This is a genomic window from Demequina sp. NBRC 110052 (assembly GCF_002090075.1).
GTDB lineage: Bacteria > Actinomycetota > Actinomycetes > Actinomycetales > Demequinaceae > Demequina.
In genome coordinates, this window is the sequence record NZ_BBRI01000003.1 from 394,649 (window position 1) to 420,660 (window position 26,012).

At 70.4% G+C, this 26,012-nt stretch carries 26 protein-coding genes; 6 read left to right on the top strand and 20 right to left on the bottom strand.

Features of this window, described 5'->3' with window-relative positions; all coding sequences use genetic code 11:
- Nucleotides 1-78: 78 nt before the first annotated feature.
- Nucleotides 79-1,674 carry a serine/threonine-protein kinase gene (locus B7K21_RS09290; protein ID WP_084075153.1) on the bottom strand — a complete coding sequence of 532 codons (1,596 nt, stop codon included), beginning with the start codon at nucleotides 1,672-1,674 and terminating at the stop codon, nucleotides 79-81.
- A gap of 218 nt (nucleotides 1,675-1,892) precedes the next feature.
- Between B7K21_RS09290 and B7K21_RS09295 the strand changes: the two genes are divergently transcribed.
- Together B7K21_RS09295 and B7K21_RS09300 are read left to right on the top strand one after the other, a co-directional pair.
- Nucleotides 1,893-3,050, top strand: a complete 1,158-nt coding sequence (locus tag B7K21_RS09295) for an ABC transporter ATP-binding protein (protein WP_084075154.1) — start codon at nucleotides 1,893-1,895, stop codon at nucleotides 3,048-3,050.
- A gap of 141 nt (nucleotides 3,051-3,191) precedes the next feature.
- Nucleotides 3,192-4,649: a DUF4032 domain-containing protein gene (locus B7K21_RS09300; protein WP_084075155.1), complete on the top strand. Its 1,458-nt coding sequence runs from the start codon at nucleotides 3,192-3,194 to the stop codon at nucleotides 4,647-4,649.
- A 6-nt stretch (nucleotides 4,650-4,655) separates the two neighbouring features.
- Here the strand turns inward: B7K21_RS09300 and rlmB are convergent, their stop codons facing one another.
- From rlmB to B7K21_RS09325, 5 genes are all read right to left on the bottom strand, one after another.
- On the bottom strand, nucleotides 4,656-5,615 hold the full coding sequence (gene rlmB / locus B7K21_RS09305) for a 23S rRNA (guanosine(2251)-2'-O)-methyltransferase RlmB (RefSeq protein WP_084075156.1): 960 nt from the start codon (nucleotides 5,613-5,615) through the stop codon (nucleotides 4,656-4,658).
- Nucleotides 5,616-5,663: 48 nt separating this feature from the next.
- Nucleotides 5,664-7,085, bottom strand: coding sequence for a cysteine--tRNA ligase (cysS, locus tag B7K21_RS09310; protein WP_084075478.1), 1,422 nt, complete (start codon nucleotides 7,083-7,085; stop codon nucleotides 5,664-5,666).
- A gap of 71 nt (nucleotides 7,086-7,156) precedes the next feature.
- Nucleotides 7,157-7,630, bottom strand: a complete 474-nt coding sequence (ispF, locus tag B7K21_RS09315; protein ID WP_084075157.1) for a 2-C-methyl-D-erythritol 2,4-cyclodiphosphate synthase — start codon at nucleotides 7,628-7,630, stop codon at nucleotides 7,157-7,159.
- Nucleotides 7,627-8,292 (bottom strand): 2-C-methyl-D-erythritol 4-phosphate cytidylyltransferase, encoded by a 666-nt coding sequence (ispD, locus tag B7K21_RS09320; RefSeq protein ID WP_084075158.1) that lies wholly within the window; start codon nucleotides 8,290-8,292, stop codon nucleotides 7,627-7,629. Before ispD ends, ispF begins: the two co-directional genes overlap by 4 nt.
- A complete protein-coding gene (locus B7K21_RS09325; protein ID WP_084075159.1) occupies nucleotides 8,289-8,771 on the bottom strand; it encodes a CarD family transcriptional regulator in 483 nt (160 codons plus the stop codon). Before B7K21_RS09325 ends, ispD begins: the two co-directional genes overlap by 4 nt.
- A gap of 185 nt (nucleotides 8,772-8,956) precedes the next feature.
- Here B7K21_RS09325 and B7K21_RS09330 point away from each other — a divergent pair, with 185 nt between their 5' ends.
- A complete protein-coding gene (locus B7K21_RS09330; protein ID WP_084075160.1) occupies nucleotides 8,957-9,424 on the top strand; it encodes a hypothetical protein in 468 nt (155 codons plus the stop codon).
- A gap of 248 nt (nucleotides 9,425-9,672) precedes the next feature.
- Here the strand turns inward: B7K21_RS09330 and pstB are convergent, their stop codons facing one another.
- From pstB to B7K21_RS09360, 6 genes are all read right to left on the bottom strand, one after another.
- Nucleotides 9,673-10,452, bottom strand: coding sequence for a phosphate ABC transporter ATP-binding protein PstB (pstB, locus tag B7K21_RS09335; protein WP_084075161.1), 780 nt, complete (start codon nucleotides 10,450-10,452; stop codon nucleotides 9,673-9,675).
- Between the two features lie 11 nt (nucleotides 10,453-10,463).
- The gene (gene pstA / locus B7K21_RS09340; RefSeq protein ID WP_084075162.1) at nucleotides 10,464-11,432 is read right to left on the bottom strand and encodes a phosphate ABC transporter permease PstA; all 969 of its coding nucleotides are present in this window, start codon (nucleotides 11,430-11,432) and stop codon (nucleotides 10,464-10,466) included.
- On the bottom strand, nucleotides 11,432-12,433 hold the full coding sequence (pstC, locus tag B7K21_RS09345; RefSeq protein WP_084075163.1) for a phosphate ABC transporter permease subunit PstC: 1,002 nt from the start codon (nucleotides 12,431-12,433) through the stop codon (nucleotides 11,432-11,434). Before pstC ends, pstA begins: the two co-directional genes overlap by 1 nt.
- 83 nt (nucleotides 12,434-12,516) lie before the next feature.
- A complete protein-coding gene (pstS, locus tag B7K21_RS09350) occupies nucleotides 12,517-13,635 on the bottom strand; it encodes a phosphate ABC transporter substrate-binding protein PstS (protein ID WP_084075164.1) in 1,119 nt (372 codons plus the stop codon).
- Between the two features lie 220 nt (nucleotides 13,636-13,855).
- Nucleotides 13,856-14,557, bottom strand: coding sequence for a response regulator transcription factor (locus tag B7K21_RS09355; RefSeq protein WP_084075165.1), 702 nt, complete (start codon nucleotides 14,555-14,557; stop codon nucleotides 13,856-13,858).
- Complete coding sequence (locus tag B7K21_RS09360) at nucleotides 14,554-15,675, bottom strand: cell wall metabolism sensor histidine kinase WalK (RefSeq protein WP_084075166.1); 1,122 nt, start codon at nucleotides 15,673-15,675, stop codon at nucleotides 14,554-14,556. The genes B7K21_RS09355 and B7K21_RS09360 overlap by 4 nt, the downstream gene beginning before the upstream one ends.
- Nucleotides 15,676-15,807: 132 nt before the next feature.
- Between B7K21_RS09360 and phoU the strand changes: the two genes are divergently transcribed.
- Nucleotides 15,808-16,467, top strand: a complete 660-nt coding sequence (gene phoU / locus B7K21_RS09365) for a phosphate signaling complex protein PhoU (RefSeq protein WP_084075167.1) — start codon at nucleotides 15,808-15,810, stop codon at nucleotides 16,465-16,467.
- Between the two features lie 141 nt (nucleotides 16,468-16,608).
- Here phoU and B7K21_RS09370 read toward each other — a convergent pair whose 3' ends face one another.
- The 6 genes from B7K21_RS09370 to nadC all read right to left on the bottom strand — a co-directional run bounded on the left by B7K21_RS09370 (nucleotide 16,609) and on the right by nadC (nucleotide 21,848).
- Entirely contained in the window at nucleotides 16,609-17,355 is a 747-nt protein-coding gene (locus tag B7K21_RS09370; RefSeq protein ID WP_084075168.1) for a phosphoglyceromutase, read from the bottom strand.
- 97 nt (nucleotides 17,356-17,452) lie between these two features.
- On the bottom strand, nucleotides 17,453-18,556 hold the full coding sequence (locus B7K21_RS09375) for a beta-propeller fold lactonase family protein (protein ID WP_159448466.1): 1,104 nt from the start codon (nucleotides 18,554-18,556) through the stop codon (nucleotides 17,453-17,455).
- A 4-nt stretch (nucleotides 18,557-18,560) separates the two neighbouring features.
- Nucleotides 18,561-18,887 (bottom strand): Lsr2 family protein, encoded by a 327-nt coding sequence (locus tag B7K21_RS09380; protein WP_084075170.1) that lies wholly within the window; start codon nucleotides 18,885-18,887, stop codon nucleotides 18,561-18,563.
- A gap of 181 nt (nucleotides 18,888-19,068) precedes the next feature.
- Nucleotides 19,069-19,296 (bottom strand): hypothetical protein, encoded by a 228-nt coding sequence (locus B7K21_RS09385; protein WP_084075171.1) that lies wholly within the window; start codon nucleotides 19,294-19,296, stop codon nucleotides 19,069-19,071.
- Entirely contained in the window at nucleotides 19,293-20,756 is a 1,464-nt protein-coding gene (lysS, locus tag B7K21_RS09390) for a lysine--tRNA ligase (protein WP_084075479.1), read from the bottom strand. The genes B7K21_RS09385 and lysS overlap by 4 nt, the downstream gene beginning before the upstream one ends.
- Before the next feature lie 183 nt (nucleotides 20,757-20,939).
- Nucleotides 20,940-21,848 carry a carboxylating nicotinate-nucleotide diphosphorylase gene (nadC, locus tag B7K21_RS09395; protein WP_084075172.1) on the bottom strand — a complete coding sequence of 303 codons (909 nt, stop codon included), beginning with the start codon at nucleotides 21,846-21,848 and terminating at the stop codon, nucleotides 20,940-20,942.
- A 91-nt stretch (nucleotides 21,849-21,939) separates the two neighbouring features.
- On the opposite strand from nadC, the gene B7K21_RS09400 reads away from it, so the two are divergent.
- Nucleotides 21,940-22,209 (top strand): metal-sensitive transcriptional regulator, encoded by a 270-nt coding sequence (locus B7K21_RS09400; RefSeq protein ID WP_084075173.1) that lies wholly within the window; start codon nucleotides 21,940-21,942, stop codon nucleotides 22,207-22,209.
- Here B7K21_RS09400 and B7K21_RS09405 read toward each other — a convergent pair.
- A complete protein-coding gene (locus tag B7K21_RS09405; protein ID WP_084075174.1) occupies nucleotides 22,193-23,350 on the bottom strand; it encodes a PrsW family intramembrane metalloprotease in 1,158 nt (385 codons plus the stop codon). The two genes, B7K21_RS09400 and B7K21_RS09405, sit on opposite strands and share 17 nt — an antisense overlap.
- On the bottom strand, nucleotides 23,347-24,069 hold the full coding sequence (locus B7K21_RS09410) for a hypothetical protein (RefSeq protein ID WP_084075175.1): 723 nt from the start codon (nucleotides 24,067-24,069) through the stop codon (nucleotides 23,347-23,349). The genes B7K21_RS09405 and B7K21_RS09410 overlap by 4 nt, the downstream gene beginning before the upstream one ends.
- A gap of 178 nt (nucleotides 24,070-24,247) precedes the next feature.
- Between B7K21_RS09410 and B7K21_RS09415 the strand changes: the two genes are divergently transcribed.
- Nucleotides 24,248-25,930 carry an FAD-dependent oxidoreductase gene (locus B7K21_RS09415; protein WP_084075176.1) on the top strand — a complete coding sequence of 561 codons (1,683 nt, stop codon included), beginning with the start codon at nucleotides 24,248-24,250 and terminating at the stop codon, nucleotides 25,928-25,930.
- The last annotated feature ends 82 nt before the right edge of the window (nucleotides 25,931-26,012 follow it).

A 26,012-nucleotide genomic window follows, 5' to 3' on the forward strand; every position in this document is an offset into this window, starting at 1 on the left:
GCGCCTCATGCACACCGTCCGGTTGCCTGAACGTTCAATATTCCTGCGCGGTTCCCGGGGACGGCTCCACGAAGATCACTATTCGATCACGGATTCGGGCAGGGGCCACCATCGCGGGTCGACCTGGGCCCACACGGCCACCACGACGACGCCGATGATCGTCACCGCGACGATGACCCACGCCGCCGCGACGCCCTTGGTCGGGGCGAGACCGAGCGCGAACCTGCGCGCGCCGTCGCGCGTGGCCTCCGCGAACGGGCCCCACCACATGCCCGCGGCGGTGACGAGACCCGCGAGCACGAGCGCACCGGCCCTGCCCCACGCAAGTCCTGCGGGCGTCTCCGGCACCAGCAGCCCCACGCTCACCATCCACCACACGAGCGCGCCGACTCCGACGCCCAGCACGGCGGCCACGATCACGGCGGGGAGCGCCTCAGCCGCGCCGCGAAGCAAGTGCCACGGCATCCCGATGGTCTGCACCACCGCGTCCCCGCGACGCTCGCCCCGCCTCGCACGCGAGGCCGCGAGCGCCGCGGCCCTCCGATGCACGGCGCGCGAGACGATCGCCCCGAGCGTCATCGCGACGAGCGCGACCACCGGTGCGAGCGCCGCAGCCCCCGCGACCGCGAGATGCCACGACAGCACCATGAGGTTCCTGCCCTCGCGCGGAGGCGGGAGCGCGTCAGGGTCGTCCTCCCAGTCCTCCTCCGTCCACTCCTCGTCGGCCCAGTCGTCGTCGGACTGACCGTCGTGAGCGACGCCCTCGTCGGTGTGGGCGTCCTCGCCTGCCCACGCCTCGGGCTCGCCCACGCCGTCGGGGAGCATGCCCTGCGGCATGACCGCCGTGCCAGCGGCCACGAGCGTCGGATCCGGTGCGGCGCCCAGCACCTCGGTCGCGCCACGCAGCGCGGCGACCACGTCGCGCATGCCGGGCCGCGCCGAGATCTCCCTGCTGAGCGCCGCGCCCAGCGCGTCGGCCCCCGGCACGTCGGGCAGCTCCACCCTGGCCTCGAGCGTGCGGGAGATGGCCCCCGTGCCGGAGCCGAACGGCGCGGTCCCCGTCATGGCGTAGGCCACAGTGGAAGCCCACGACCAGCGGTCGGCGATCGGACCGGGCTCCGCTCCGTCGATCACCTCAGGCGCGACGTAGCCCGCCGTGCCGCTCACCAGCCCGTCGCGCGTGAGGCGTTCGTCGTACGTCCGATGCGCGAGGCCGAAGTCGATCAGCACCGGCCCACGCGGCCCCATCATGACGTTCGATGGGGTGACGTCGCGGTGCACCACTCCCGCGGCGTGCGCGGCCTCGAGCGCGGAGGCGATGCGCTCGGCGAGATTCGCGAGCTCCTCCCCCACGAGCGCGCCGTGGTCCTGCACGTACTGCCACAGGGAGTCGCCAGGGATGTACTCGAACACCACGAACGTGTCATCGCCGTCGAGCTCCGCATCCAGGATCCGAGGCACCGCCTCATGCCGCAGCGACTGCAGCGCATGCACCTCACGCGCGAGCCGCTGCGCGGCCACGGGATCCGAGGCGGCATCCACGAGCTTGAGCGCTGCCACATCGCCGCCCTCGTCACGCACCTGATAGACCGCGCCAGAACCCCCGCGCCCCAGCGTCGCCAGCACGGTGTAGCCGCCGATCACGTCACCGATCTCGCGCCGCACGTCCGCCATGGGGTTCAACCTACCCGGCGCCCCACGCAGGGGGAACGTCCATGTGACCGGTTCGCACGTCGGGCATAGGACCCAGGGCCGCTGTACCCGTGCTCCCACGTGTGGCAGGATGGGCACGTCCCGGCGCTGTTGCCGGGACAAGTGTCAATGTGGACACCACAGCGGCACTCTTCACAACGGATCGTCCGGCACGTACCTGCCGGTGAAGGGAACCACTCATGGCAACTGTGACCTACGACAGTGCGTCACGCATCTACCCCGGGACCGAGCGCCCCGCGGTCGACTCGCTGGACCTCGACATCGCTGACGGCGAGTTCCTCGTCCTCGTCGGCCCGTCGGGCTGCGGAAAGTCGACCTCGCTGCGCATGCTCGCGGGACTCGAGGACATCGACAAGGGCTCCATCTGGGTCGGCGACCGCGATGTCACGCACGTGCAGCCCAAGGACCGCGACATCGCGATGGTGTTCCAGTCCTACGCGCTGTACCCGCACATGACGGTGGCGGACAACATGGGCTTCGCGCTCAAGATCGCCAAGGTCGACAAGTCGGAGATCCGCAAGCGTGTCGAGGAGGCCGCCAAGATCCTCGACCTCACCGAGTACCTGGACCGCAAGCCCAAGGCTCTCTCCGGTGGTCAGCGTCAGCGTGTGGCCATGGGCCGCGCGATCGTGCGCCAGCCGCAGGTGTTCCTCATGGACGAGCCGCTGTCCAACCTTGACGCCAAGCTCCGCGTCCAGACCCGTACGCAGATCGCGGCGCTCCAGCGCCGCCTCGGCACCACGACCGTCTACGTGACGCACGACCAGGTCGAGGCGCTCACGATGGGTGACCGCATCGCTGTCCTCAAGGACGGCGTCCTGCAGCAGGTCGGCACCCCGCGCGAGATGTACGACACCCCGGCGAACGTGTTCGTCGCGGGCTTCATCGGCTCGCCCGCCATGAACATCTCGACGTTCAAGGTGGAGAACGGCTACGCCCTCGTCGGCAACTCGAAGGTGCAGCTGCAGCGCGAGACCGTCGCGCACATGTCCGAGGCGGACCACGGCGAGGCCGTGCTCGGCTTCCGTCCCGAGTCGCTTGACCGCGTGGCGCCGAACACCGAGGGCGCGCTGCCCGTCGACGTGGTCGTCGTCGAGGAGCTCGGCTCCGACGCGTTCGTCTACGGCCAGCTCCCGCAGCCGCTCGTCAAGCAGGGCGACGTCAAGTTCGGCGGCTCGGGCGAGGTCATCGTCCGCGTCGACCCGCGCGACGTCCCCAAGAAGGGCGACAGCATCTGGGTCAAGATCCGCGAGGGCGAGCAGCACGTGTTCTCCGCGGCCACGGGCGAGCGCATCAGCCCGACCGCGGTGTCGACGGCCGCCACGCCCAAGGCGTAGCAGCACACGTTCCACGTCAGGGGCGGTCCGGGTTCTCCCGGGCCGCCCCTGACGTTTTCCCGGCACTGCGCATGCCCGACGCCGCGGCGGGCCCCGCACGAAAGTCACCCCGGCGTCGGGCACGCCCCCTAGGCTGGGCCCATGCCTCTGCTGATCACGGGCGCCGCGGATGCGGGCCTCATGGAGCTCCCGTGGGAGATGCCGCTGAGCACGTGGCCCGAAGAACGCATTGCGGCCCTGCCGCGAGGTCTGTCGCGGCATGTGGTGCGCTTCGTGCGGCACGGCGACGGCGTGCTGGCCGTCAAGGAGACCAACCCCGAGATCGCGCACCGCGAGTTCCAGATGCTGCGCGAGCTCGAACGTCTCGACGCACCGTGCGTGAAGGCCATCGCCGTGGTCACCGGGCGCCAGACGGCTGCCGGAGAGCCGCTCTCGGCGGCGCTCGTGACCGAGCATCTTGCGTTCTCCCTCCCCTACCGCGCACTGTTCTCGACGGCGCTGCGCAAGGGGACGCTCACGCGCCTCATCGACGCGCTCTCCGTGCTCGTGGTGCGCCTGCACCTCGCAGGCTTCTACTGGGGCGACGTGTCGCTGTCCAACGCGCTCTTCCGACGCGACGCCTCCGAGTTCTCCGCGTACCTCGTGGACGCGGAGACCGGCGATATGCACGAGCGACTCACGCCGGGCCAGCGCTCCTACGACCTCGAGATCGCGACGACCAACATCATCGGCGAGCTGCTGGACCTCCAGGAGTCCGAGGACCTCGACGAGGGCATCGATCCGATCGACATCGGCACGCGCCTCGAGGCGCGCTACGACGAGCTGTGGGCGGCGCTCACCTTCTCCGAGACGATCACCAAGAACGTGCCGTTCCACGTCGCCGAACGCGTGCGCAAGCTCAACGAGCTGGGCTTCGACCTGGGCGAGATCGACATGCAGCAAACCTCGGACGGTACGGCGATCATGCTGCGACCCAAGGTCGTGGACGCCGGATTCCACTCGCGGCGTCTCATGCGCCTGACCGGCCTGGACGTCCAGGAGAACCAGGCGCGCCGCCTGCTCAACGACCTCGACGAGTACCGCGCGGTGCACACCGAGGGCGACGACGAGACGTTCGCGGCGCACGAGTGGCTCACGCATATCTTCGAGCCCACCATCCGCGCCGTGCCGCGCGACCTGCGCGGCAAGCTCGAGCCCGCCCAGGTGTTCCACGAGGTGCTCGACCACCGCTGGTACCTGGCCGAGGCATCGGGCGCAGACGTGCCGATGCCCGTCGCCACCGCGTCGTACGTGAAGAACGTGCTCCCCACGAAGGCCGACGAGAAGGCCGTGCTGGGCCGCTCGATCGCCGAGATGACGGCCGAGCTGCCCGCGCTTACCAAGGAACACGGCACGCGCTACGAGGCGCGGGATCCTTACGCGAACGACAACACGCACGGCTGGGGCGGCGTGCCCGAGCCGGAGCCGAGCGAGCCGCCGCAGGTGCAGCGACGCTCCACCCGGATTCCGGTGTCGGACAGGCCGCAGGCGCGCGTGCGCGACCGCGCAGCCGAAGCCGCCGATGAAGAGCTGGGGACGCTCGACTCGCCCGACGAGTAGACCGCGTCAGGCGATCGCGCGTGCCGCCTCGTACAGCGCGATCGAGGTCGCGACGGACGCGTTGAGGCTCTCCGTGGACGCAGCGATGGGGATCGACACGATTTGATCGCACGTCTCTGCGACCAGGCGCGACAGCCCGTCGCCCTCGGAGCCCACCACGATCGCGAGCGGGCCGTCCAGCAGGTTCGACTCGTGCAACTGGACGTCGCCCCCGCCGTCCAGCCCGATGGCGAACACGCCGGCCTTCTTGTAGTCCTCCAGCGTGCGCGCGATGTTCGTGGCGCGCGCCACGGGGATGCGGGCTGCGGCTCCCGCGGAGACCTTCCAGGCTGCCACGGTCACGCCCGCCGCGCGGCGCTCGGGCACGACGATTCCGGAGGCCCCGAACGCGGCGGCCGAGCGCATGATCGCGCCCAGGTTCCGCGGGTCCTGGATGTGGTCAAGCACGACGAGGCGCACGGGCGCGGGCGCCTCCAGCAGGTCCTGCGGGTCGGCATACTCGTACGGCGGCACCTCAAGCGCGACGCCCTGGTGGGGGCTGCCGTCGGAGAGCCCGTCGAGCACGGCCTTGGTGACCTCGCGCACCTCGATGCCCGCCTCGACGGCGAGCGACACGATCTCGGTGACGCGGTCGTCGGCCTCGATGCGGTTGAACACGAAGAGCACGTTCGCGGGGATGCCCATGCGCAGTGCCTCGAGCACGCTGTTGCGGCCGATCGCGAGCTCGTCCGACCGTGACGTGCGGTGGCGGGGAGTCGCCTTGCCGCGCGCCGCCGGCTGCTTGGCGGCCTCACGCTCGGCGCGCTGCTTCGCCTTGTAGGCCTTGTGATAGGGACGCTCGTCCGCCTTGGGCGTGGGGCCCTTGCCCTCGAGCGCCTTGCGGCCGTGGCCGCCTGTGCCGACGGTCGCGCCCTTCTTGGAGCCTGCATTGCGCGTGGCGCCGCGGCGCTTCGAGTTACCTGCCATGGCACCAGGGTACCGAGCGCATGCCCGACGCTGTGGCCGGGTCCCGCGTCAGGCGTCGGCGGCGAGGCTCCAGCGGGCGCCGTCGGCGGCGTCCTCGATGACGATGCCAGCGGCCTGCAGCCGATCGCGGATCTCGTCCGCGGTGGCCCAGTCCTTCTCGGCGCGCGCCTCGGCGCGGGCCTCGAGGGTCGCCTTGACGAGCACGTCGAGCGCCGTGAGGGCGGGCTCGGAGGCGCGTGACGCGTCGGCCCACTGCGGCGAGGCGGGGTCGAGGCCGAGCGCGTCGAGCATGGCGCGCACGCTCAGCAGCGCGTCAGCGACAGCCGCGTCGTCGCTCGCCGTGAGCGCGGCGTTGCCCGCGCGGACCGTCTCGTGCACGTGCGCGAGGGCTCGGGGCACGCCCAGGTCGTCATCCATCGCCTCGACGAACGGCTCGGGCAGCTGCGCGGCCCGCACCTCGTCGACACCGACCCCGCCCACGCGCTCGCTCGCGCGCGTCACGAAGCCCTGCAGGCGCGCCCACGTGGCCTCGGCGTCCTCCATGGTCTGGGGCGAGTACTCGAGCATCGAGCGGTAATGCACGCCCGCGAGCGCGAGCCTCAGCGCTGCGGGGCTGTGCTTCTCCAGCACCTCGGACACGAGCAGCCCGTTGCCGAGCGACTTGGACATCTTCGCGCCCGACTGCGTCACCCACGCCGAGTGCAGCCACATCTGCGCGAAGCCGTAGCCGGCAGCCCGCGACTGCGCCTGCTCGTTCTCGTGGTGCGGGAAGCGCAGGTCGAGGCCGCCGCCGTGGATGTCGAACGCGTCGCCCAGATAGCGCCTCGCCATCGCCGAGCACTCGATGTGCCAACCCGGGCGGCCAGGGCCCCATGGCGAGTCCCACGAGGCCGTGGCCGGCTCGTCGGGCTTGCTGGCCTTCCACAGCGCGAAGTCGCGCGGGTCGCGCTTGGGGTCCACCGGCGCGTCGGGCGCGGGCGTGAGGTCGTCGAGAGCCTGGCGCGTGAGCGAGCCGTAGTCCGCGTAGGAACGCACGTCGAAGTACACGGAGCCGTCCAGCTCATAGGCGTGGCCCTGGGCGATCAGGCGCGCCACCAGCGCGATGATCTCCGGCATGTGACCGGTCGCGCGCGGCTCGGCCGCCGGCGGGAGGACGCCCACCGCGGCGTAGGCCGCCTGGAACTCGCGCTCGTAGCGCATGGCCCATGCCCACCACTCGACGCCCGCGTCCTTCGCTTTGGCGAGGGTCTTGTCGTCGATGTCGGTGACATTGCGCACCATGGTCACCTCGTGACCTGTGCGCTCGAGCCAGCGCTGCAGCACGTCGAATGCGACGGCGCTGCGCAGGTGACCCACGTGCGGGCTGGACTGCACGGTCGGCCCGCACAGGTAGATGCCCACCTTGCCCGGGGTCAGGGGCGCGAGGTCGCGCTCCTCGCGGGTAGCGGTGTCGAACAGGCGCAGAGTCACGTCCACCAGGCTACCGGCCAGGTGGCAGGCACGACGCGCGGGGGTGCGTCAGGCGTCGGGCGCCCCGGCCGTCAGGCCTCGATGGTGCTGACGAGGGCCGTCGCGATCGCGGCGATGCCCTCGCCGCGCCCGGTGAAACCCAGGCCGTCCGTGGTGGTCGCGGAGACGGTCACGGGGGCGCCGATCGCCTGTGACATCGCCGCCTGCGCCTCGTCGCGGCGCGGGCCGATCTTGGGCCGGTTGCCGATCACCTGCACTGCCGCGTTGCCGATCTCGAAGCCTGCCTCCCGCACGCGCCGCGCGGTCTCGCTCAGCAGAGCCGCTCCCGACGCCCCGGCCCACTCGGGGCGGTCCGTCCCGAAGTTGCTCCCCAGGTCCCCCAGGCCCGACGCGCTGAGCAGGGCGTCGCACACCGCGTGGGCGGCGACGTCGCCGTCGCTGTGGCCCGCCAGCGCACGCTCGTCCGGGAAGCTCAGGCACGCGAGGGCGAGGCCGGTGCCGTCGCCGAAGGCATGGGTGTCGGTGCCGATGCCGGTGCGGATCATGCCGTCGCCATCCGGTGCTCGAAGTGGTCGAGATCCTCGGGATAGGTGATCTTGCGCCCCTGCGGATCGCCCTCGCACGTCGCCAGCGTGTAGCCGCACGCCACCAGCAGGGAGCCGTCATCGGTGCCTTCGAGCCCCTCGGCCGCCGCACGCGCGTGCGCGTCCCGCAGTGCCTCGGCGCGGAACGCCTGCGGCGTCTGCACCGCACCCAAGGCGGAGCGATCCAGGTAGACGACTCCAGCGTCGGACGTGCTGACGACGGTGTCCACGACCGGAAGGACGGGGATGACGCCGTCAGCCTGCTCGAGCGCGGCGAGCGCGCGGCCCGCGACTGCGATCGGCATGAAGGCGCGCGCGGCGTCGTGCACGAGGATCTCGTCTGCGGTGTCGCTCACGGCCGCGAGGCCCAGCGCCACGGACTGCTGGCGGGTGTCGCCACCGGCCACGACCGTGACATCGGCGGCGATGTGCGCGACGGCCTCACGGAACGCGTCCAGATGCTCGGCGGGAGCAGTGACGACAACCTGCTCGCACACAGAGGCGAGGCTCGACGCGGCCCACGCCACGAGGGGCGTGCCAGCGACGGGCACCAAGGCCTTGGGAAGGTCTCGGCCCAGGCGGGTCCCGGACCCAGCGGCCGTCACGACGGCCGCGACGGTCACGACGCGAGAACCTCGTCGAGACGGACCTCGGCAGTCTCCTCGTCGCACTTCTCGGCGAGAGCGAGCTCGCTGACGAGGATCTGGCGAGCCTTGTGGAGCATGCGCTTCTCGCCTGCGCTCAGGCCCTTGTCGGTGTCGCGGCGGCTCAGGTCACGCACGACCTCTGCCACGCGGATCACATCGCCCGAGGCGAGCTTCTCACCGTTGGCCTTGAAGCGGCGCGACCAGTTGGTCGGCTCCTCCACGTAAGGCTCGCGCAGCACGGCGAACACCTTCTCCAGGCCCTTCTCGTCCACGACGTCGCGGACTCCCACCAGGTCGACGTTCTCCGCCGGCACCTTGATGGTCAGGTCCCCCTGAGCCACGCGGAGCTCGAGGTACATCTTGTCGACGCCCGCGACCTTCCTCGTGAACACGTCCTGGATGGTCGCCGCACCGTGGTGCGGATAGACGACGGTCTCGCCGACTGCAAAGTTCATTGTGGAAGTTGCCCCTTCGTCAGGACAGCCAGTCTATCATTCCGCCCCGGGCCCATAACAGAGCCGACCTGGGACCTCTGGCATCGACACGCCGAGCGAGGTCCCGGGTGGAGCCACGAAGCGCCGCATCGCGCCTCGCACCCACTATCCTGGGACCGGCACGTCCCCCTCGAAAGGTTCCCGCCGTGAAGCTCGCCGTCCCCGCACGCATCGTCGCGTCCGCCGTCCTCGCCCTCGCCCTCACGGGCTGCTCGTTCGCCGCGGACATCACCACGTCCGACCCCTATGCCGCGTCCGACGGTATCCAGGTGGACCTGGACGGCGTGAAGGCCGAGAACCTGCTGGTCATCAGCTCCGCCGAGGGAGAGCCCGCCGCGCTCATCGGCTCGTTCATCAACACCTCGTCCGAGGACGCGACGCTCACCGTCACGCTCGGCTCTGACCAGACCGCGTTCGAGGTCGCCGCCGGCGAGGTCGTGGCGCTCGGCACCGGCGAGGGCCAGACCGAGGTCGTCGGCACGTCGCCTGCGGCACCCGGCCTCATCGCGCAGATCACGATCGACGCTCCCCGCACCGGCGCGCAGTCCGTGGATGTGCCCGTCATGGACGGCACCCTCGAGGAGTACGCGCCGATCCTCGACAGCCTCGGCTGACGCGGGTCCGCTCTCCCCGCTCATCTCCCCCGCCCCCCTCCGACACTCCGCACGGATTCTCAGGCGACACGCCGCTGAAGCGCGCTGTGACGGCCACTCGACCGGGATGTCGCACCAGAATCCGTGCTGACTGCCGTGGGTGCGGAGCGCATGGTGCGGAGCGAATCGTGTTGCAGACGACGAGGGCCCCTGGCGATCGCCAGGGGCCCTCGTGCATCCGGGTTCGGGCCCGGGTCAGCGTTCGCGGATCAACCGAAGCGGCCCGAGATGTAGTCCTCCGTCGCCTTCTCCGACGGCGCCGAGAAGATCGTGGTGGTGTCATCCATCTCGATCAGCTTGCCAGGCTTGCCGGTGCCCGCGATGTTGAAGAACGCCGTGCGCTCGGACACACGCGCGGCCTGCTGCATGTTGTGGGTCACGATGACGATCGTGTACTGGTCCTTGAGCTCCTGGATGAGGTCCTCGATCGCGAGCGTCGAGATGGGGTCCAGGGCCGAGCAGGGCTCGTCCATGAGGAGCACGTCAGGCTTGATCGCGATCGCGCGGGCGATGCATAGGCGCTGCTGCTGACCGCCGGAGAGCGAGGAGCCCGGCTTGTCGAGGCGGTCCTTGACCTCCTCCCACAGGTTCGCGCCGCGCAGCGAGGACTCCACGAGATCCTCCGCGTCGGACTTCGAGATCCGCTTGTTGTTCAGCTGCACGCCCGCGAGCACGTTCTCCGAGATGGACATCGTGGGGAACGGGTTGGGACGCTGGAACACCATGCCGACGTGGCGGCGCACCGCGACCGGGTCCACGTCCGAGCCGTACAGGTTGACGCCGTCCATGAGGACCTCGCCCTCGACGCGCGCGCCAGGGATGACCTCGTGCATGCGGTTGAGCGTCCTGAGGAACGTGGACTTGCCGCAGCCGGAGGGGCCGATGAACGCGGTCACGGACTTCGCCTCGATGGCGAGGGAGACATCCTCCACGGCGAGGAACGAGCCGTAGTAGACGTTGAGGTTGTTGACGTCGATGCGCTTGGACATGAAGGGGGTCCTTACCGGCCGGTCTTGGGGCTGAAGTAGCGGGAGATGAGGCGCGCGATGAGGTTGAGCGCCATGACGATGAGGATGAGCACCAGCGCTGCGGCCCACGCGCGGTACTCGGTGATCTCGGGCACGCACGGGATCGAGGGGTCGTTGCAGGGCTGCGCGCCCTTGCGCCACTCGGACACGATGTACACGGGCAGCGCCATCATGCGGCCGTCGAAGAGGTTGAAGTTCATGGAGTCAGCGACGCCGACTGCGACGAGCAGCGGCGCCGTCTCGCCGATGACGCGCGCGATCGCGAGCGTGACACCGGTCGCGATACCGGCGATCGCGGTGCGCACGACGACCTTGACGATCGTGAGCCACTTGGGCACGCCGAGCGCATACGAGGCCTCGCGCAGCTCGTTGGGCACGAGCCGCAGCATCTCCTCGGAGGAGCGCACGACGACGGGGATCATGAGCACCGAGAGGGCGACGGCTCCGACGAAGCCTGTCTTAGTCCCTGGCCCCACGATGATGGCGAACAGCGCGTACGCGAACAGACCGGCGACGATGGACGGGATGCCAGTCATGACGTCCACGAAGAAGGTGACGGCCTTCTTGAGGGTGCCGCTGCCGTACTCGACGATGTAGATCGCGGTGAGCAGGCCGATCGGCACCGAGATGACGGTCGCGGCGAGCGTGATGAGCACCGTGCCCCAGATCGCGTGCAGGATGCCGCCCTCCGGCATGCCGCCGAATACGCCGCGCATGGACTGCTGCAGGAAGTCGAGGTTGAAGTTCGCGTCGCCGTTGGAATCGACCATGAAGCGGTCGACGCCGCGCTCGATGACCGTGATGGAGAGCCACACGAGCGGGATGAGAGCGACGAGGAACGCGCCGAAGATGACGACGGTCATGCCGTTGTTGGCGAACTTGCGCCGGAAGCTCATCTTTTCCAGCACGTCGGACTGCGGGCGCAGGGGCGTCGTGGTCATCAGTTGGCTCCCGAGAACTCGGCGCGGCGCGAGACGATCCAGCGCGCCAGCATGTTGACCAGCAGCGTGATGACGAACAGCGCTAGGCCGAGCGCGATGAGCGCGCTCACTCCCTGCGAGTTCGCCTCGGGGAACTGGCTCGCGATGTACGAGGCGATCGTGTTGTGGTTCGCGGCGTTGAGGATCTGCAGCGAGTACGTCAGGCCGGACGACAGGATCATGAACACGGCCATGGTCTCGCCGAGCGCGCGCCCTAGGCCGAGCATCGTCGCGCCGATCATGCCGGAGCGCCCGAAGGGGAACACGGCCATGCGGACCATCTCCCAGCGGGTCGCGCCCATCGCGAGCGCGGCCTCCTCATGCAGCTTGGGGGTCTGCAGGAACACCTCGCGCGTGACGGCGGTGATGATCGGGATGACCATGATGGCGAGCACGATCGAGGCGGACAGCGCGACGCGCCCGGTCGCGGACACGGTGCCGTCCTCCGCCGGGGCGAACAGCGGGATCCATCCCAGGTAGTCGGCGAGCCACTGGTAGAAGGGCTGCAGCACGGGGATGAGCACGATCGCGCCCCACAGGCCGTACACGACGGACGGGATCGCGGCGAGCAGGTCGATGAGGTAGCCCAGCCCGGACGCGAGTCGACGGGGGGCATAGTGCGAGATGAACAACGCGATGCCGATCGACAGCGGCGTGGCGATCAGGAGCGCCATCGCGGAGATCAGCACGGTGCCATAGATGAGGAAGCCCGCGATCTGGATGAGGCTCTCGCCGTCGTCGGGCTTGATCCAGGAGACCTTCGCGGCGAGCTCCCCCGAGGCGTCGGTGAGGGCCGGCCACGCCTCGGCGAGGAGGAACGTGGCGACGGCCGCGAGGGTGATGAGGATGAGCAGCGCCGCCGTGGTCGACAGGCCCCTGAAGATCGTGTTCGCGGCCTGCTCCTGGCGGGCCGTGAGGTCGGTGCTTCCCGCCGATGCGGGGGCGTCCTGGGTGGTGGTCAACGCGCTATCTCCATGCAGAGGGCGGACAGGCTGGTGGTGGACTCATCCTCCCGGACGAGCCCACCACCAGTCCAGTCGAGTGCTTAGGCCGCAGCGATCTCGTCGAGGATCGCGGTGATCTGCGAGGACAGGCCCGCGGAGATCGGCGACGAACCGGCGGCGGAGGCCGCCTGCTCCTGGCCCTCGGCCGAGGCGACGTACTTCAGGAACGAGGTGACCAGGTCACGCTCGGCCTCGTCGTCGTACTGCTGGCAGAGGATGTGGTACGAGACCAGCACCAGCGGGTACGCGCCCGACGCGGTGGTCGTGCGGTCCAGCTCGTAGGCCAGGTCGTTCTCGCCGTTGGCGCCCTCCGCGAGCGGGGAGGCGTCGACGACCGCGGCAGCGGCCTCGGCGGAGAACGGCACGTACTCCTCGCCGACCTTCAGGGCGACGGTGCCGAGGTCACCGGCGCGCGACGCGTCGGCGTAGCCGATGGCGCCGTCGGTGTCCTGGACGATCTGCACGAGGGCGGAGGTGCCGTTGCCGGACTCGCCCGCAGCGCCGGCCCAGTCACCCGAGGCGTCGTGGCCCCAGTTGCTCGAGGCCTTGGCCAGGTAGTCGGTGAAGTTCTTGGTGGTACCCGACTCGTCGGCGCGGTGCACGATCGTGATCGCGGTCGACGGGAGCGAGACGCCCTCGTTCTGCGAGGCGATCGCGGCGTCGTCCCACGAGGTGATCTCGCCGTTGAAGATGGCGGCGATCGTGTCGGCGTCCATGTTGATGGAGTCGACGCCCTCGAGGTTGAAGATCACCGCGATGGGCGAGATGTACATGGGGAGGTGGACCGCGCCCGAGTCGCCGTCGCAGCGTGCGACTGCGAGCTCGTACTCCTCGGCGTCCATGAGCGAGTCCGAGCCGGCGAACGAGGTCGCGCCGTCGAGGAACTGGGTGCGACCGCCGCCGGAACCGACCGGGTCGTAGTTCACGGTGACGTCGGCGTAGGTCGACTGGAAGCCGGCGCGCCATGCTTCCATAGCGGACTCCTGCGACGAGGCGCCGGCGCCGTTCAGCGTGCCGGACAGCTCCATGGCGTCCTCGGTGGGCGTCTCGGACGAGGTGTCCGACGGCGTCGGGTCCTCGTTGGAGGCCGAGCAGGCGGCCAGGGCGATCGACAGCACGGCCGCCGCAGCGACGGCACCAGTGCGGGTGGCAATCTTCACGTTCGTGTTCCTCACATGCAGATGTTGAGATGACCCGGCTTCCTGCCGGATGACCCCCACGCTAGGCACGCAAGGTGACGCCTCGAAGGGGGAAATCTGAACTGTGGGTGAACGTTGGGTGAACTGCCTCGCAGGAGGTCACGAAATGGTCACGCCCGACGCCGGGGCGAGCGTGCGCGTCGGGCTCACCCGAGCGTCGGGCAGGCCCGTGGCGGGTGCGTCAGGCCGGCGGCTCGAGCGTGTAGCCGACTCCGCGCACCGTCTGGATGAGCACGGGTTGGTGCGGATCGGCCTCGATGCGGCTGCGCAGGCGCTTGATGTGGACGTCGAGGGTCTTGGTGTCGCCGAAGTAGTCGGCGCCCCACACGCGGTCGATGATGACCTGACGAGGCAGCACACGGCCGGCGTTCTCGGCGAGCAGGTGCAGCAGCGCGAACTCCTTGGGCGGCAGCGACACCGTCTCGCCGTCGCGCGTGAGAGTGAGGCGCTCGGGGTCGATGGTCATGCCGGCGACGTTCACGCGCACGGGCTCGTCGATCACGGCGGCGTAGCCCGCCGCGGCGCGGCGCAGCAGGCCGCGCACGCGCGCGACGAGCTCGCGCCCCGAGTACGGCTTGGTGACGTAGTCGTCGGCACCGAGCTCGAGCCCGATGATCTTGTCCACCTGGTCGTCCTTGGCGGTGACCATGATGATCGGCACATCCGAGCGTTCGCGCACCGCACGGAACACGTCGGTGCCCGACATGCCGGGCAGCATGAGATCCAGCAGGATGAGGTCGGCGCCGTCGCGCTCGAACATCTCGAGCCCCCGTGTGCCCGTCTCGGCGAGTGCCACCGAGAAGCCCTCACGGTTCAGGAGGAACTTGAGTGAGTCGCGGTACGACTCCTCGTCCTCGACGACCAGGATGCGACCTTCGCTCATTGCTCCCCTGTGCCTTCCTCCTGCGACTCGAAGCGCAGGGTGAACGTGGAGCCGACTCCACGCTGCGACCACAGCTCCACCGCGCCACCGTGGCGCTGTGCGATGTGCTTGACGATGCTGAGCCCCAGCCCCGTGCCGCCTGTCTGGCGAGAGCGGGCGGGGTCGGTGCGGAAGAAACGTTCGAAAATGCGCTCCTGGTCCGCGGGGTCGATGCCGATGCCGCGATCGATCACCGCGACCGACGCGACGCCATCGTGGTCGCCGACCGTCACCGTGACCTTGGCGCCAGGGTCGGAGTACGAGATCGCGTTGTCCACAAGATTGCGCACCGCCATCACGAGCAGGTCGTGGTCGCCCATCACGGTGGGATGCGCGCGGAGGTCCGCGATGAGCTCGATGCCGCGCTGCTCCGCCGCGAGGCCCGCGCCGTCGATGGCCTCCGTGGCGACCTCGTCGAGCCGCACCGGCTCGTGGTCACGCACGCCCTCACCGCCCTGCAGCCGCGAGATCTCGATGATCTCCTGGATCAGCTTCGAGAGCCTGCGGGACTCCTTGCGCATGCGCTTGGCGAAGTGCCGCACCGTCTCCGGGTCGTCGGCGCCCTCCTCGATGGTCTCCGCGAGCAGCGACAGCGCACCGACCGGCGTCTTGAGCTCGTGGCTGACGTTCGTGGCGAACTCGCGGCGGGTCTGCTCCGCGGCGCGCAGCTCGGTGTTGTCGTTCACGACGGCGAGCGCAAGCTCGTCCCCGAGCGGCGTCACGCGCGCATGGATCAGCGTCGGGGTGGAGAGCACGCCGCGCTTGATCTCGAGCTCCTGCTCCACCGGCTCCTCACGGCGCCACGCCTCCTCGGCCAGGTCCGCGATCGCGGGGTGGAGCGCGCCGTCCAGGCGCGCGACGGACAGCGCCGCCGCACGGCTATTGGCGAACGCGGAGCGCCTGTCCCGGCGCACGATGACCGCACCGGACTGCATCGCGTTGATCACCTCACGCGTCCGATGCGGCACGAGCGTGCGCGCCACCACCTCCCTGCGGTGCCGCGAGCGCACCAGCAGCGCGCCGAACCCGAAGCCGAGAGCGAGCGCAAGGGCGAGCCACAGCACGTCGAGGGCGGTCATGCGCTCACCGTACCCAGCGTCGGCGCAGTTCACCCAATGTTCAGAGAGGTCACCGATTGTTCACCCGTGAGCATGCAAGAGCCCTGGGTGAGGTGGGAGACTGGGTCGGCAACGAGTCACTGTAGGAGAGACATGCGAACGCTGTTCACCGCCGAGATGTCCGAGCTGGCCGACGACCTCGTCACCATGGCCAAGCACGTGTCGTCCGCCATCGACCGCGCGTCCGAGGCGCTGCTGACGCAGAACGTCGAGCTGGCCCAGGCGGTCATCGCCGACGACGCGAAGCTGGACGACCTCGAGGAGACCGTCGACGAGCGCTGCGTGCTGCTGATCGCGCAGCAGCAGCCCGTCAGCCTGGACCTGCGCACCATCATCGCGAGCCTGCGCATCTCCGCGTCGCTCGAGCGCATGGGCGACCTCGCGCAGCACGTCGCCGAGGCGGCGCGCCGCGCGTACCCGGACGGCGCGATTCCCGCGTCTCACCGCGACACGTTCGAGGCGATGGCCGAGGCTGCGAGCCAGGCCGCCACCGAGATCATCGGCCTGCTCGAGACGCGCGACCTCAACGTGGCCGCCGCGATCGTCTCCGACGACGACAAGCTCGACGAGCTGCACGACGCCGCGTACTCGGGTCTGCTCGCGGACGGCTACGAGGGCACTACGCAGGAGACGCTCGACGTCTCGCTGCTGTCGCGCTACTACGAGCGCTTCGGCGACCACGCCGTCGGCGTCTCGCGCCGCATCGTGTACCTCGTCACGGGGGACACGAAGGGCGAGCGCGCGCGCATCTGACGCTCACGCGGACACCCGCGGCTGCTCGCACCCGCCGCACTGCTCAGCACGACGAAGGGCCCCGACCTCACGGTCGGGGCCCTTCGTGTGCCGGCCAGGCGATGAGAGGCTGACCGAACGTCTGATCTCAGACTACTCCTGCTACTTCTTCTTGCCCTGGTTCGCGACGGCCTGGATCGCGGCGGCCGCGGCCTCCGCGTCGAGGTACGTGCCGCGCGGGTTGGTCGGCTTCAGTGTCTCCTCGTCCAGGTGGTAGACGAGCGGGATGCCCGTGGGGATGTTGACCCCCACGATCTCGTCGTCCGCGATGTCGTCGAGGTGCTTGACGATGGCGCGCAGCGAGTTGCCGTGCGCGGCCACCATGACGGTCTTCCCGGCCTTGAGGTCGGGGACCACCTGCTCCTCCCAGTACGGCAGCGCACGCTCGAGGACGTCCTTGAGGCACTCGGTCTTGGGGATCGGCTCGCCGTCGTAGCGGGGGTCGCCCTCCTGCGTGTACGGGTTGTCGGCCGAGATCGCGGGCGGCGGCACGTCGTAGGAGCGGCGCCAGATCATGAACTTCTCCTCGCCGAACTGCTCGAGGGTCTCAGCCTTGTTCTTGCCCTGCAGGTCGCCGTAGTGGCGCTCGTTGAGGCGCCAGTGGCGCTTCACGGGGATCCAGTGGCGGTCGGCGGCGTCGAGCGCGAGGTTCGCGGTCATGATGGCGCGACGCAGGAGCGACGTGTGCAGCACGTCGGGCAGGATGCCCTCCTCCTTGAGCAGCTCGCCGCCGCGCTTGGCCTCGCCCCAGCCCTTCTCGTTGAGGGGGACGTCGACCCAGCCGGTGAACAGGTTCTTCTCGTTCCACTCGCTCTCACCGTGGCGGAGCAGGATCAGTGTGTAGGTCATGTCCCCCAGCCTAGCCCCGCGACCGCCCGACGCTTCCGGGACCGAGTGCCCCCGTCACCCAAGGTTCACGCGGCCCACGCCCGACGCCGGGGCCGGGTCAGGCGCGGGCGACGCACGCGGGGCTCGTGACCTCGTAGCTCTCGTGCGGCAGGGCCGCGACGGCGCCCGCCTCGTGCTCGGGCAGCAGCGTGACCACGTCGGACAGCGCGTACGACCGGACCGCATGCCCGCGCTCCTCGGTGACGAGCAGGCGCGCACCGTCGGCGGCGGACCCGTCGACCATGAAGTAGCGGGGCCAGTGCCCGGCGTCAAAGCTCGCGCGGTAGCGCGGCCAGCCCTCGGGGCTGAGGTCGAAGACCGCGATCACGTCGGCCCCTCGTGCGCCCACGAGCAGGACCGGCTCCGAGTAGGGCGTCGCGTCCACGCGCAGGATGTGAGAGCCGTCGACTTCGGCGGAGCGCGGGCCGACGGTAGTGATCGGAGTCTCGCCGACCACTTCAGCGGTCGCACTCACCGGGTCCCAGCGCAGCGTGCGCAGGGTGACGTCAAGTTCGCACACGAGGTGGATGAGCTCGCCGTCGATGACCATGTGACGCGGACCCGACCCGGGCGGCAGGGTCGCGGCGATGCCATCCTCCTCGAGGATGCCGCCTGGCACTCCCGCGTAGCGGCGCAGCTGATCGGTCCCGAGGTCGGCGACGAGCACGTGACGCCCGCCCGGCGCGTAGGCCGCCGAATGCGCGTGCGGGCCCTCCTGCCGTGCCGCATTCGGGCCCGAGCCCTCGTGCGGCAGCAACTGCATCGGTTCGTGCGAAGCGGGCAACCCGTCCGTCTCGAGCGGAACCACCGCGAGGTCGCCCGTGCCGTAATGGCTGACGTAAATCGCGACCTCGCCCTGAGCCATCAGCAGGTGGCACGCGAACGCGCCTCCGGTGGGCACGGTCGCGGCCACGCGCGGCGCTGCGGGGTCGGAGACGTCGATCGCGTGCAGTGCCGATCGCGCCGTCTCGGATACCGCGTACAGCACCGGCAGCGACGGGTGGGCGAGCACGAACGACGGTGCGGGCAGCTCGAGCACCTGGGCGACGCCAGAGGCGTCATGCCGCCAGAGGCCCTCGCCCTGTCCCGTCGGTGTGCCGAGCCCCGCGGTGGGGTACGTGCCCCACCACAGTGCGGTGGCGGGCTCGTGTGGGGGCGTCAACGGGTCAGTGGGCGGCGTCGTAGGCGTCGCGCAACTCCTGCGACACCCGGCCGCGCTCCGGCACGTCCATGCCCTTGGCACGCGCCCACTCGCGGATCTTCGCCGCGTCAGAGGACTTCTTCGAGCCAGCGGAGCGGCGGGTTCCCACCTTCGCGGCGGACACACGGCGCGCCTTGGAGATCCATTCGGCCATGTCGGCCCGGAGCCGCTCGGCGTTCGCCGTGGTGAGGTCGATCTCGTAGCGCGCGCCGTCCAGCGCGAACGTCACCGTCTCGTCGGCTGAGCCGCCGTCGATGTCGTCGATCAGCACAACCTGAACCTTCTGGGCCATGGGGCTTCCTCTCACCGGGAGATTTCCCGTAATCCGCTGTGAATGCACGACGCCGGTGGGGCGTCGTTTCCCCTCATAAGCCACACCCTAGGCGGTGCAGACGAAAACTCCTACATCGCGCACGACAAATGTGGAGAACCGCACCCGAAATCGAAAAGTCGCTTCGAGAGCCGAAAAACGTCTACGCGTCACCCACGCCGCGCGAATCGGCGTCATCGGAATGTCCTGGATCCGCGTCGGGCGCGTCGCGCACCACGGCCTCGGCCTCGTCGATCGCGGCCTCCTGCGCGGCGATGGCCGCACGCTCGCGCCGATCGGCACGGATCACCGCACGCATGACGAACCAGAACAGCAGCGCGACGCCGATGCTCGGGATGACCCCGACCGCGACGGCCTGCCAGGTGCTCACGCCTCGGCCGGCTTCACGAGCGGGAACGTGATCGTCTCGCGGATGCCCAGTCCCGTCAGCGCCATCAGCAGACGGTCCACGCCCATGCCCATGCCGCCCGACGGGGGCATCGCGTGCTCCATCGCCGTGAGGAAGTCCTCGTCCAGGCTCATCGCCTCGTCGTCGCCCTGCGCGGCGAGGCGCGCCTGCTGCGCGAAGCGTTCGCGCTGGATGACGGGGTCCACGAGCTCGGAGTACGCCGTCGCGAGCTCGAAGCCGCGCACGTACAGGTCCCACTTCTCGACGATGCCGGGGATGGAGCGGTGATCGCGCGTGAGCGGCGAGGTCTCGACCGGGAAGTCGCGGACGAACGTGGGCGCCGTGAGCGCGTCGCCCACGTGGTGCTCCCACAGCTCCTCGACGAGCTTGCCGTGGCTGACCTTCTTCGGATCCACCGATAGCTCCACCGCGTCGCACAGGGCCGTCAGGTGCGCCACGGACGTCTGCGGCGTGATCTCCTCGCCCAGGGCCTCGGAGAGCGAGCCGTACATCGTCATGGTGTCCCAGTCGCCCGAGAGGTCGTACTCGGAGCCGTCTGCGAGCGTCACGACGCGCGTGCCGAACAGATCGTCCGCGGCGCCCTGCACAAGCGAGCGCGTGAGCTCAGCCATCGTGTCGTAATCGCCGTAGGCCTCATAGGCCTCGAGCATCGCGAATTCCGGGGAATGCGAAGAATCCGCACCCTCATTCCTAAAATTGCGGTTGATCTCGAAGACCTTCTCGATTCCTCCCACGACGGCCTTCTTGAGGAACAGCTCCGGCGCGATGCGCAGATACAGGTCGATGTCGTACGCATTCATATGCGTGACGAAAGGACGCGCGGCAGCGCCGCCCGCCTGCGTCTGCAGCATCGGCGTCTCGATCTCCATGAACCCGCGCGCATGCAGCGACTCGCGCAGCGACCGCATCATGGCGCTGCGGTGACGCACCGTGTCTCGCGCAAGGGGACGCGCGATGAGGTCCACGTAGCGCTGGCGCACGCGGGTGTCCTCGGCGAGGTCCTTGTGCAGCACCGGCAGCGGGCGCAGCGCCTTGGATGCGATCGCCCACTCCGTCGCGAACACGCTGACCTCGCCGCGGCGCGACTTGATGGCACGACCCTTCGCGAACAGGTGATCGCCCAGGTCGACGTCCGCCTTGAAGGCCGCGAGCGACTCCTCGCCCACCTCGCCGAGCGACAGCATGATCTGCAGGCGCTCACCCGCGCCGTCCTGAATCGCGGCGAAGCACAGCTTCCCCGTGTTGCGGATGAAGACCACGCGGCCCGCTACGCCCACGACGTCGTCGGTCTCCTCGCCGTCCTCGAGGCCCGCGTACGTCGCCTTCACGTCGGCGATCTCGTGGGTGCGATCGACGGACACCGGGTACGCCTCGCCGCCGTCGGCGATCAGCCGGTCGCGCTTGGCGCGCCGGATGCGCATCTGCTCGGGGACGTCGTCTGCAGCGGGAGTGGTCTCGTCAGTCACGTGCTCAAGGTTACCGGCGGTGCCGCGCCCCCTTCACTCCGCACGGATTCTCCGGCGACGCGCCGTCCAACCCGCCTCGCGCGGCCTCCTGTCCGGCGCGTCGGATCAGAATCCGTGCGGACTGTTGACGGGGTGAGGTCAAGGGGCGAGGTCGAGCGCGAGGTCCAGGATGGGCGAGCTGTGCGTCAGCGCGCCCACGGACATGAAGTCCACGCCGGTCGCAGCGACGTCCGCGGCGTTGTCGAGCGTGAGACCGCCCGTGGCCTCGAGCCACACCTTGCCGGTCTTCTTCTCGCCCTGCCTGACGCGCGCGACGAGCTCGGCCATCGCGTCGGGCGCCATGTTGTCGAGCATGAGGAAGCGCGCGCCGGCGCCGATCGCCTCGGTCGCCTGCGCGTGCGACTCGACCTCGACCTGCACAGGCACGTCGGGGTAGGCCTCGCCGATCGCCTCGATCGCGCCCGCGAGGGAACCCGCGGCCACGATGTGGTTGTCCTTGATCATCGCGCAGTCGAACAGGCCGAAGCGCTTGTTCACGCCCCCGCCGCAGCGCACCGCGAGCCGCTCGAGCTCGCGCAGCCCTGGAGTGGTCTTGCGCGTGTCCAGCACGCGCGCCCCGGTGCCTGCGAGCGCATCGGCCCACTGCCGGGTGTGGGTGGCCACGCCCGACGCGCGGGAGACGAGGTTGAGGATCGTGCGTTCGGCGACGAGCAGCACCTGCGCGGCGCCGTTCACCTCGGCGATGACCGTGCCGGGCGCGAGCGCATCGCCATCCGCGACCTTCAGCTCGACCACCGGACGGCGCAGACCCAGGCGGATCGCGGTCTGGTTCAGCGCCTCCTCGATCACGGCCACGCCTGCGATGATGCCTGCCTCGCGCGCCACGATCACGCCCGACGCTGCGGCGTCCTCGGTCAGCGTCGCCTGCGTGGTCACGTCGCGGCCCGGGTAGCCGCCGAGGTCCTCGCTGAGCGCGAGTCGCACCGTGTCACGCAGCCAGGTGGTGTTCAGTGGACGCTCCTGATCGAGCTCCTCGGGGTACGTCATGGCACCATCGTGGCAGACCTTCGCGGCGTTCTACCCCCTTTGGTACGGGGAGGGGTATCCTGGGACGTCATCACGCCTGAAGGAGGCACCCATGGCCGAGGTTCACCTCACGTCCGACGAGCTCGAGCCCGTCGTCAAGCGCCTCAAGCGCGCCCACGGTCAGCTCGCCGGGGTGCTGCGCATGGTCGAGGAGGGACGCGAGTGCGGCGACGTCGTCACGCAGCTCGCCGCCGTCTCCAAGGCCATCGACCGCGCCGGCTTCGCGATGATCGCGAGCGGCCTGGAGCAGTGCGTGCGCGAGGGCGAGAGCGGCGCGGCCGCCAAGGAGCGCCTCGAGAAGATGTTCATGTCGCTGTCGTAGACGCTGTACTCAGCTGCGCGCGCAGCTCTTCACGCAGCCGCGCGGCGTCGGCCGGGTCCGGCGCGGTGATCGCGTCGGCGAGGTCAGCGAGCCGGGCGTCGAGTGCGATCTGGCTGAGGGTCGCGGGATACCCATATGCGCGGGCGATCGCGCCGAGCCGCTTGCGCTGCTGCCTCCACGAGGTGGTCGGCGACTCCAGATAGACGCCAGGGATGAGCCCGCTCTCCACGTCGGGCGCGAGCACGGCGCGCTGCCAGGCCCGCTCGTCCCGGCGCGCGACCTGCAGCAGCCACAGCGCGAGCACGGGCAGCACCACGGCGCCCGCGAGCCGCGGCAGGATCTCCGTCAGCAGCGGAGAGTTCCACAGGAGGTGCGCCCCGTAGGAGAAGGCGAGCGCGCCGAGGCCCTTGCCCCAGCGTCGGGCGGGCGCGCCGGACGCGGGCCACAGCCATGCGAGCCCCATGCCGGCGATCGCGGTGAGCAGCATGTGGCTGAAGCCCAGCAGCAGCACCTCCCGCAGCAGCACGATCGTCGTCGCGGTCTGCACGGGGTTCTCGCCGAAGGTCATGACGTCGGCGTTGCCGGCGTACACGACGAGCTCGGTCGCCTCGAAGCCCAGCCCCACGAGCGCGCCGAGCACCGCGCCCTCGACCGGGTGCCGGAGGCGGTGCCGTGCGGCCAGCAGGATCGCGACGATGCCGAGCAGTTTCGCGAGCTCCTCGGTCAGCGGTGCGATGACCGCCGCACCCCACTCGGCCACGAAGTCCACGGGCAGCGTCTGTGCGAGGAGGCCGAACAGCGCGCCGTTGGCGGGCAACGCATACAGACCCGTCGCGGCGAGGCCTCCCCACACGATCGACGCGAGCACGCCCGACGCTGCGGGGCGCGTGGTCATCGGCAGGCGCGCCAGCACGCGGGTCCAGGCGGCGACGAGGACTGCTGCGCCGAGCGCGCCGATGACTGCGGCCACCGGCATCTGCTCGGCCAGGGTGAACGCCACCGGTACGAGCAGTGCGGCGCCGACGACGCCCGTCGTGACGAACACCAGCCAGCCGATGCTGCGCACATCCGTGCGCCGCATGCGCGCCCAGCGGCGCTGCGGGGCGCGCGGCTCGGTGCGGGCCGCAGGCGCACGAGTCATCGCAGGCCCCCCTGACCCGCCTCGTCGAGGCCGAGGCCGGGTTCGAACAGCGCGACGCCCTTGAGGATGGCCTCCACCGCGGCCTGCAGCTGCTCCTCGGGCACGTCGGCATCGCCCTGCGCAGACGAGGCGACGAGGACCACGGAGGCGCTCTGGCGCACCAGCGCGACGGCGACCGGCGGGCCGTCCGCGACCGAGGTCTCGGCGCGCCACAGCGCGCGCGGAGAGTCGAGCATGTCGTCCAACGCGCCCACGCCGTCGGGCTCCCACGCGAGGGGCTCTCCGCCCAGGTAGAGGTCCTCGAGCCGCTCCAGCAGGGCGCCGGTCATGCCCTGCCACGAGCCTGAGACGACATCCACCGCGATCCCATCACGTGCGAGGGCCACCTCGACGGGCCCGATGCTCGCAGGGTCGACGCTCCAGCCTGCGGGCACCGTCAGGTCGGCGGAGGCCAATGGCAGGAGGGTGTCCTGCTCGAGCGTCCGCTCGGCGTGCAGCGCGTCGGCGAGCGTGGGGAGCAGCCAGGCCATGATGACGGCGAGCGCGAGCACTGCCACGACCCACCCTGCGGAGGCCAGCCGGACGGGTGGCTCCTCGATCGTCGAGGCGGCCCGAGCGTCGGGCAGGCCGGACGTCTTCGCGACTGCCGCGTCGGGCGACTTGCTCGGTTGGCCGTGCCGGGGCCCGTGGTCAGGCGTAGCGTGGTTCTCGACGCTCATGATGTGCCGTCACCTCGCCTTCCCCCGGTCGGTCGCCCCAGCCTATCGAGGACCGGGCCGGGCCCTGAGGCTCCGCGCTCGAGGCACTTTGGGACTCTCGTCCTGAATACCCCGGGGGGTATGTGTTACAGTCGTGGGCAGCACCTATCCCAGCTGTACCTCCCGGAAGAAGGAACCCATGCGCATCGTCGTCATCGGAGGCGTCGCCGGCGGAATGTCCGCCGCGGCCCGCGCGCGTCGACTCGACGAGTCGGCCGAGATCATCGTCCTCGAGAAGGGCCCCGACGTCTCGTTCGCCAACTGCGGCCTGCCGTACCACGTAGGCGGCCAGATCGAGTCCCGCGACGCCCTCCTGCTGCACACCCCCACCACGCTCGGCGCGTCGCTCGGACTCGACGTCCGCGTCAACACCGAGGCCATCGCGATCGACCGCGACGCCAAGACCGTCACCGCCTCAGGCCCCGACGGCCTCATCACGCTCGACTACGACGCGCTCGTGCTCTCCCCCGGCGCCACCGCGTTCACGCCGCCCATCCCCGGCATGGACCTCCCCGAGGTCACGCACCTGCGCACCGTCGACGACGCCACCGCGCTCGCCGACCGGGTCGGAACCGCGCAGCGCGCCGCCGTGCTCGGCGCCGGGTTCATCGGCCTCGAGACCGCCGAGGCGCTGCGCGAGCGCGGCCTCGACGTCGCGCTGATCGAGATGGCACCGCAGGTGCTTCCGCCCCTCGCCCCCGAGATGGCGCGCCTCGTCGAGCTCGAGCTGCTCGCCAACGGCGTGGACGTCGTCACGGGCCTGGCAGCCGCCGCTGTCGCACCCGCCGCGTCCGGGTCGGGCGTCACGGTGACGCTCACCAACGGTGCCGCTGCCGACGTGGACCTCGTCGTCGTGTCCGTGGGCGTGCGCCCCAACTCGGCGCTCGCCTCCGACGCGGGGCTCGGGATCGACGAGCGTGGCGCCATCCTCGTCGACGACGAGCAGCGCACCAACGACCCGCACATCTGGGCCGTGGGCGACGCGATCGCCGTGAAGAACCAGGTCACCGGCGCCGTCGGCCCCGTCCCGCTCGCTGGCCCCGCCAACCGCCAGGGCCGCCGCGCCGCCGAGTCGATCTTCGGCGTGGCCAAGCCCGCCAAGCCCGTGCTCGGCACCGCCATCGTCAAGGTGTTCGGCCTCACCGCCGCCATCACCGGCGCCTCGCCGCGCATGCTCAACCAGGCGGGCATCGAGCACGTCGTGCACCACACCCACCACCTCAACCACGCGGGCTATTACCCCGGCGCCGACCAGGTGCACCTCATGGCCGCGTTCGCACCCGACGGCACCCTGCTCGGTGCGCAGGGCGTGGGACGTTCGGGCGTCGACAAGCGCATCGATGTGCTCGCCACCTCGCTGCGCGCCGGGTTCGGCGCCGACGACCTCGCCGAGCTCGAGCTCGCCTACGCGCCGCCGTTCGGCTCAGCGAAGGACCCGGTCAACATGCTGGGCTTCATGATGCAGAACACGCTCATGGGCACCCTCAAGCTCTGGCACGCAGAGGACGTCGAGTGGGCGCGCGAGAACGCACTCATCCTGGACGTGCGCTCCGCCGGCGAGTTCACCCGCGGGCACCTGCCCGAGGCCGTCAACATCCCGCACGACCAGATCCGCGAGAACCTCGACCGCATCCGCTCGCTCGCGGCCGGGCGACCGGTGCGCGTGCACTGCGCCTCGGGCTTCCGCTCGTACCTCGCGCACCGCATCCTCGACCAGGAGGGGTTCGACTCCGCGAACTTCGACGGCGGCATGCTCACCATGCAGACCGCACTGCCCGAGCTCGAGCTCGTCAACGGCGCAGCCGAGACCGCCGGAGTCTGACCCCCAGCGTCGGACTCGTCCGACACCGCGCCGGCATCGCCCGGCACCCAGACCTCCGCGCGGAGGGCGCCCGATTCCGGGG

Bases quoted from the DNA above. Each gene is read 5' to 3' on its own strand.
- B7K21_RS09290 (WP_084075153.1), bottom strand. From the start codon at position 1,674: ATGGCGGACGTGCGGCGCGAGATCGGTGACGTGATCGGCGGCTACACC.
- B7K21_RS09295 (WP_084075154.1), top strand. From the start codon at position 1,893: ATGGCAACTGTGACCTACGACAGTGCGTCACGCATCTACCCCGGGACC.
- B7K21_RS09300 (WP_084075155.1), top strand. From the start codon at position 3,192: ATGCCTCTGCTGATCACGGGCGCCGCGGATGCGGGCCTCATGGAGCTC.
- rlmB (WP_084075156.1), bottom strand. From the start codon at position 5,615: ATGGCAGGTAACTCGAAGCGCCGCGGCGCCACGCGCAATGCAGGCTCC.
- ispF (WP_084075157.1), bottom strand. From the start codon at position 7,630: ATGATCCGCACCGGCATCGGCACCGACACCCATGCCTTCGGCGACGGC.
- B7K21_RS09325 (WP_084075159.1), bottom strand. From the start codon at position 8,771: ATGAACTTTGCAGTCGGCGAGACCGTCGTCTATCCGCACCACGGTGCG.
- pstB (WP_084075161.1), bottom strand. From the start codon at position 10,452: ATGTCCAAGCGCATCGACGTCAACAACCTCAACGTCTACTACGGCTCG.
- pstA (WP_084075162.1), bottom strand. From the start codon at position 11,432: ATGACCACGACGCCCCTGCGCCCGCAGTCCGACGTGCTGGAAAAGATG.
- B7K21_RS09355 (WP_084075165.1), bottom strand. From the start codon at position 14,557: ATGAGCGAAGGTCGCATCCTGGTCGTCGAGGACGAGGAGTCGTACCGC.
- B7K21_RS09360 (WP_084075166.1), bottom strand. From the start codon at position 15,675: ATGACCGCCCTCGACGTGCTGTGGCTCGCCCTTGCGCTCGCTCTCGGC.
- phoU (WP_084075167.1), top strand. From the start codon at position 15,808: ATGCGAACGCTGTTCACCGCCGAGATGTCCGAGCTGGCCGACGACCTC.
- B7K21_RS09370 (WP_084075168.1), bottom strand. From the start codon at position 17,355: ATGACCTACACACTGATCCTGCTCCGCCACGGTGAGAGCGAGTGGAAC.
- B7K21_RS09380 (WP_084075170.1), bottom strand. From the start codon at position 18,887: ATGGCCCAGAAGGTTCAGGTTGTGCTGATCGACGACATCGACGGCGGC.
- lysS (WP_084075479.1), bottom strand. From the start codon at position 20,756: ATGCGCATCCGGCGCGCCAAGCGCGACCGGCTGATCGCCGACGGCGGC.
- nadC (WP_084075172.1), bottom strand. From the start codon at position 21,848: ATGACGTACCCCGAGGAGCTCGATCAGGAGCGTCCACTGAACACCACC.
- B7K21_RS09400 (WP_084075173.1), top strand. From the start codon at position 21,940: ATGGCCGAGGTTCACCTCACGTCCGACGAGCTCGAGCCCGTCGTCAAG.
- B7K21_RS09405 (WP_084075174.1), bottom strand. From the start codon at position 23,350: ATGACTCGTGCGCCTGCGGCCCGCACCGAGCCGCGCGCCCCGCAGCGC.
- B7K21_RS09410 (WP_084075175.1), bottom strand. From the start codon at position 24,069: ATGAGCGTCGAGAACCACGCTACGCCTGACCACGGGCCCCGGCACGGC.
- B7K21_RS09415 (WP_084075176.1), top strand. From the start codon at position 24,248: ATGCGCATCGTCGTCATCGGAGGCGTCGCCGGCGGAATGTCCGCCGCG.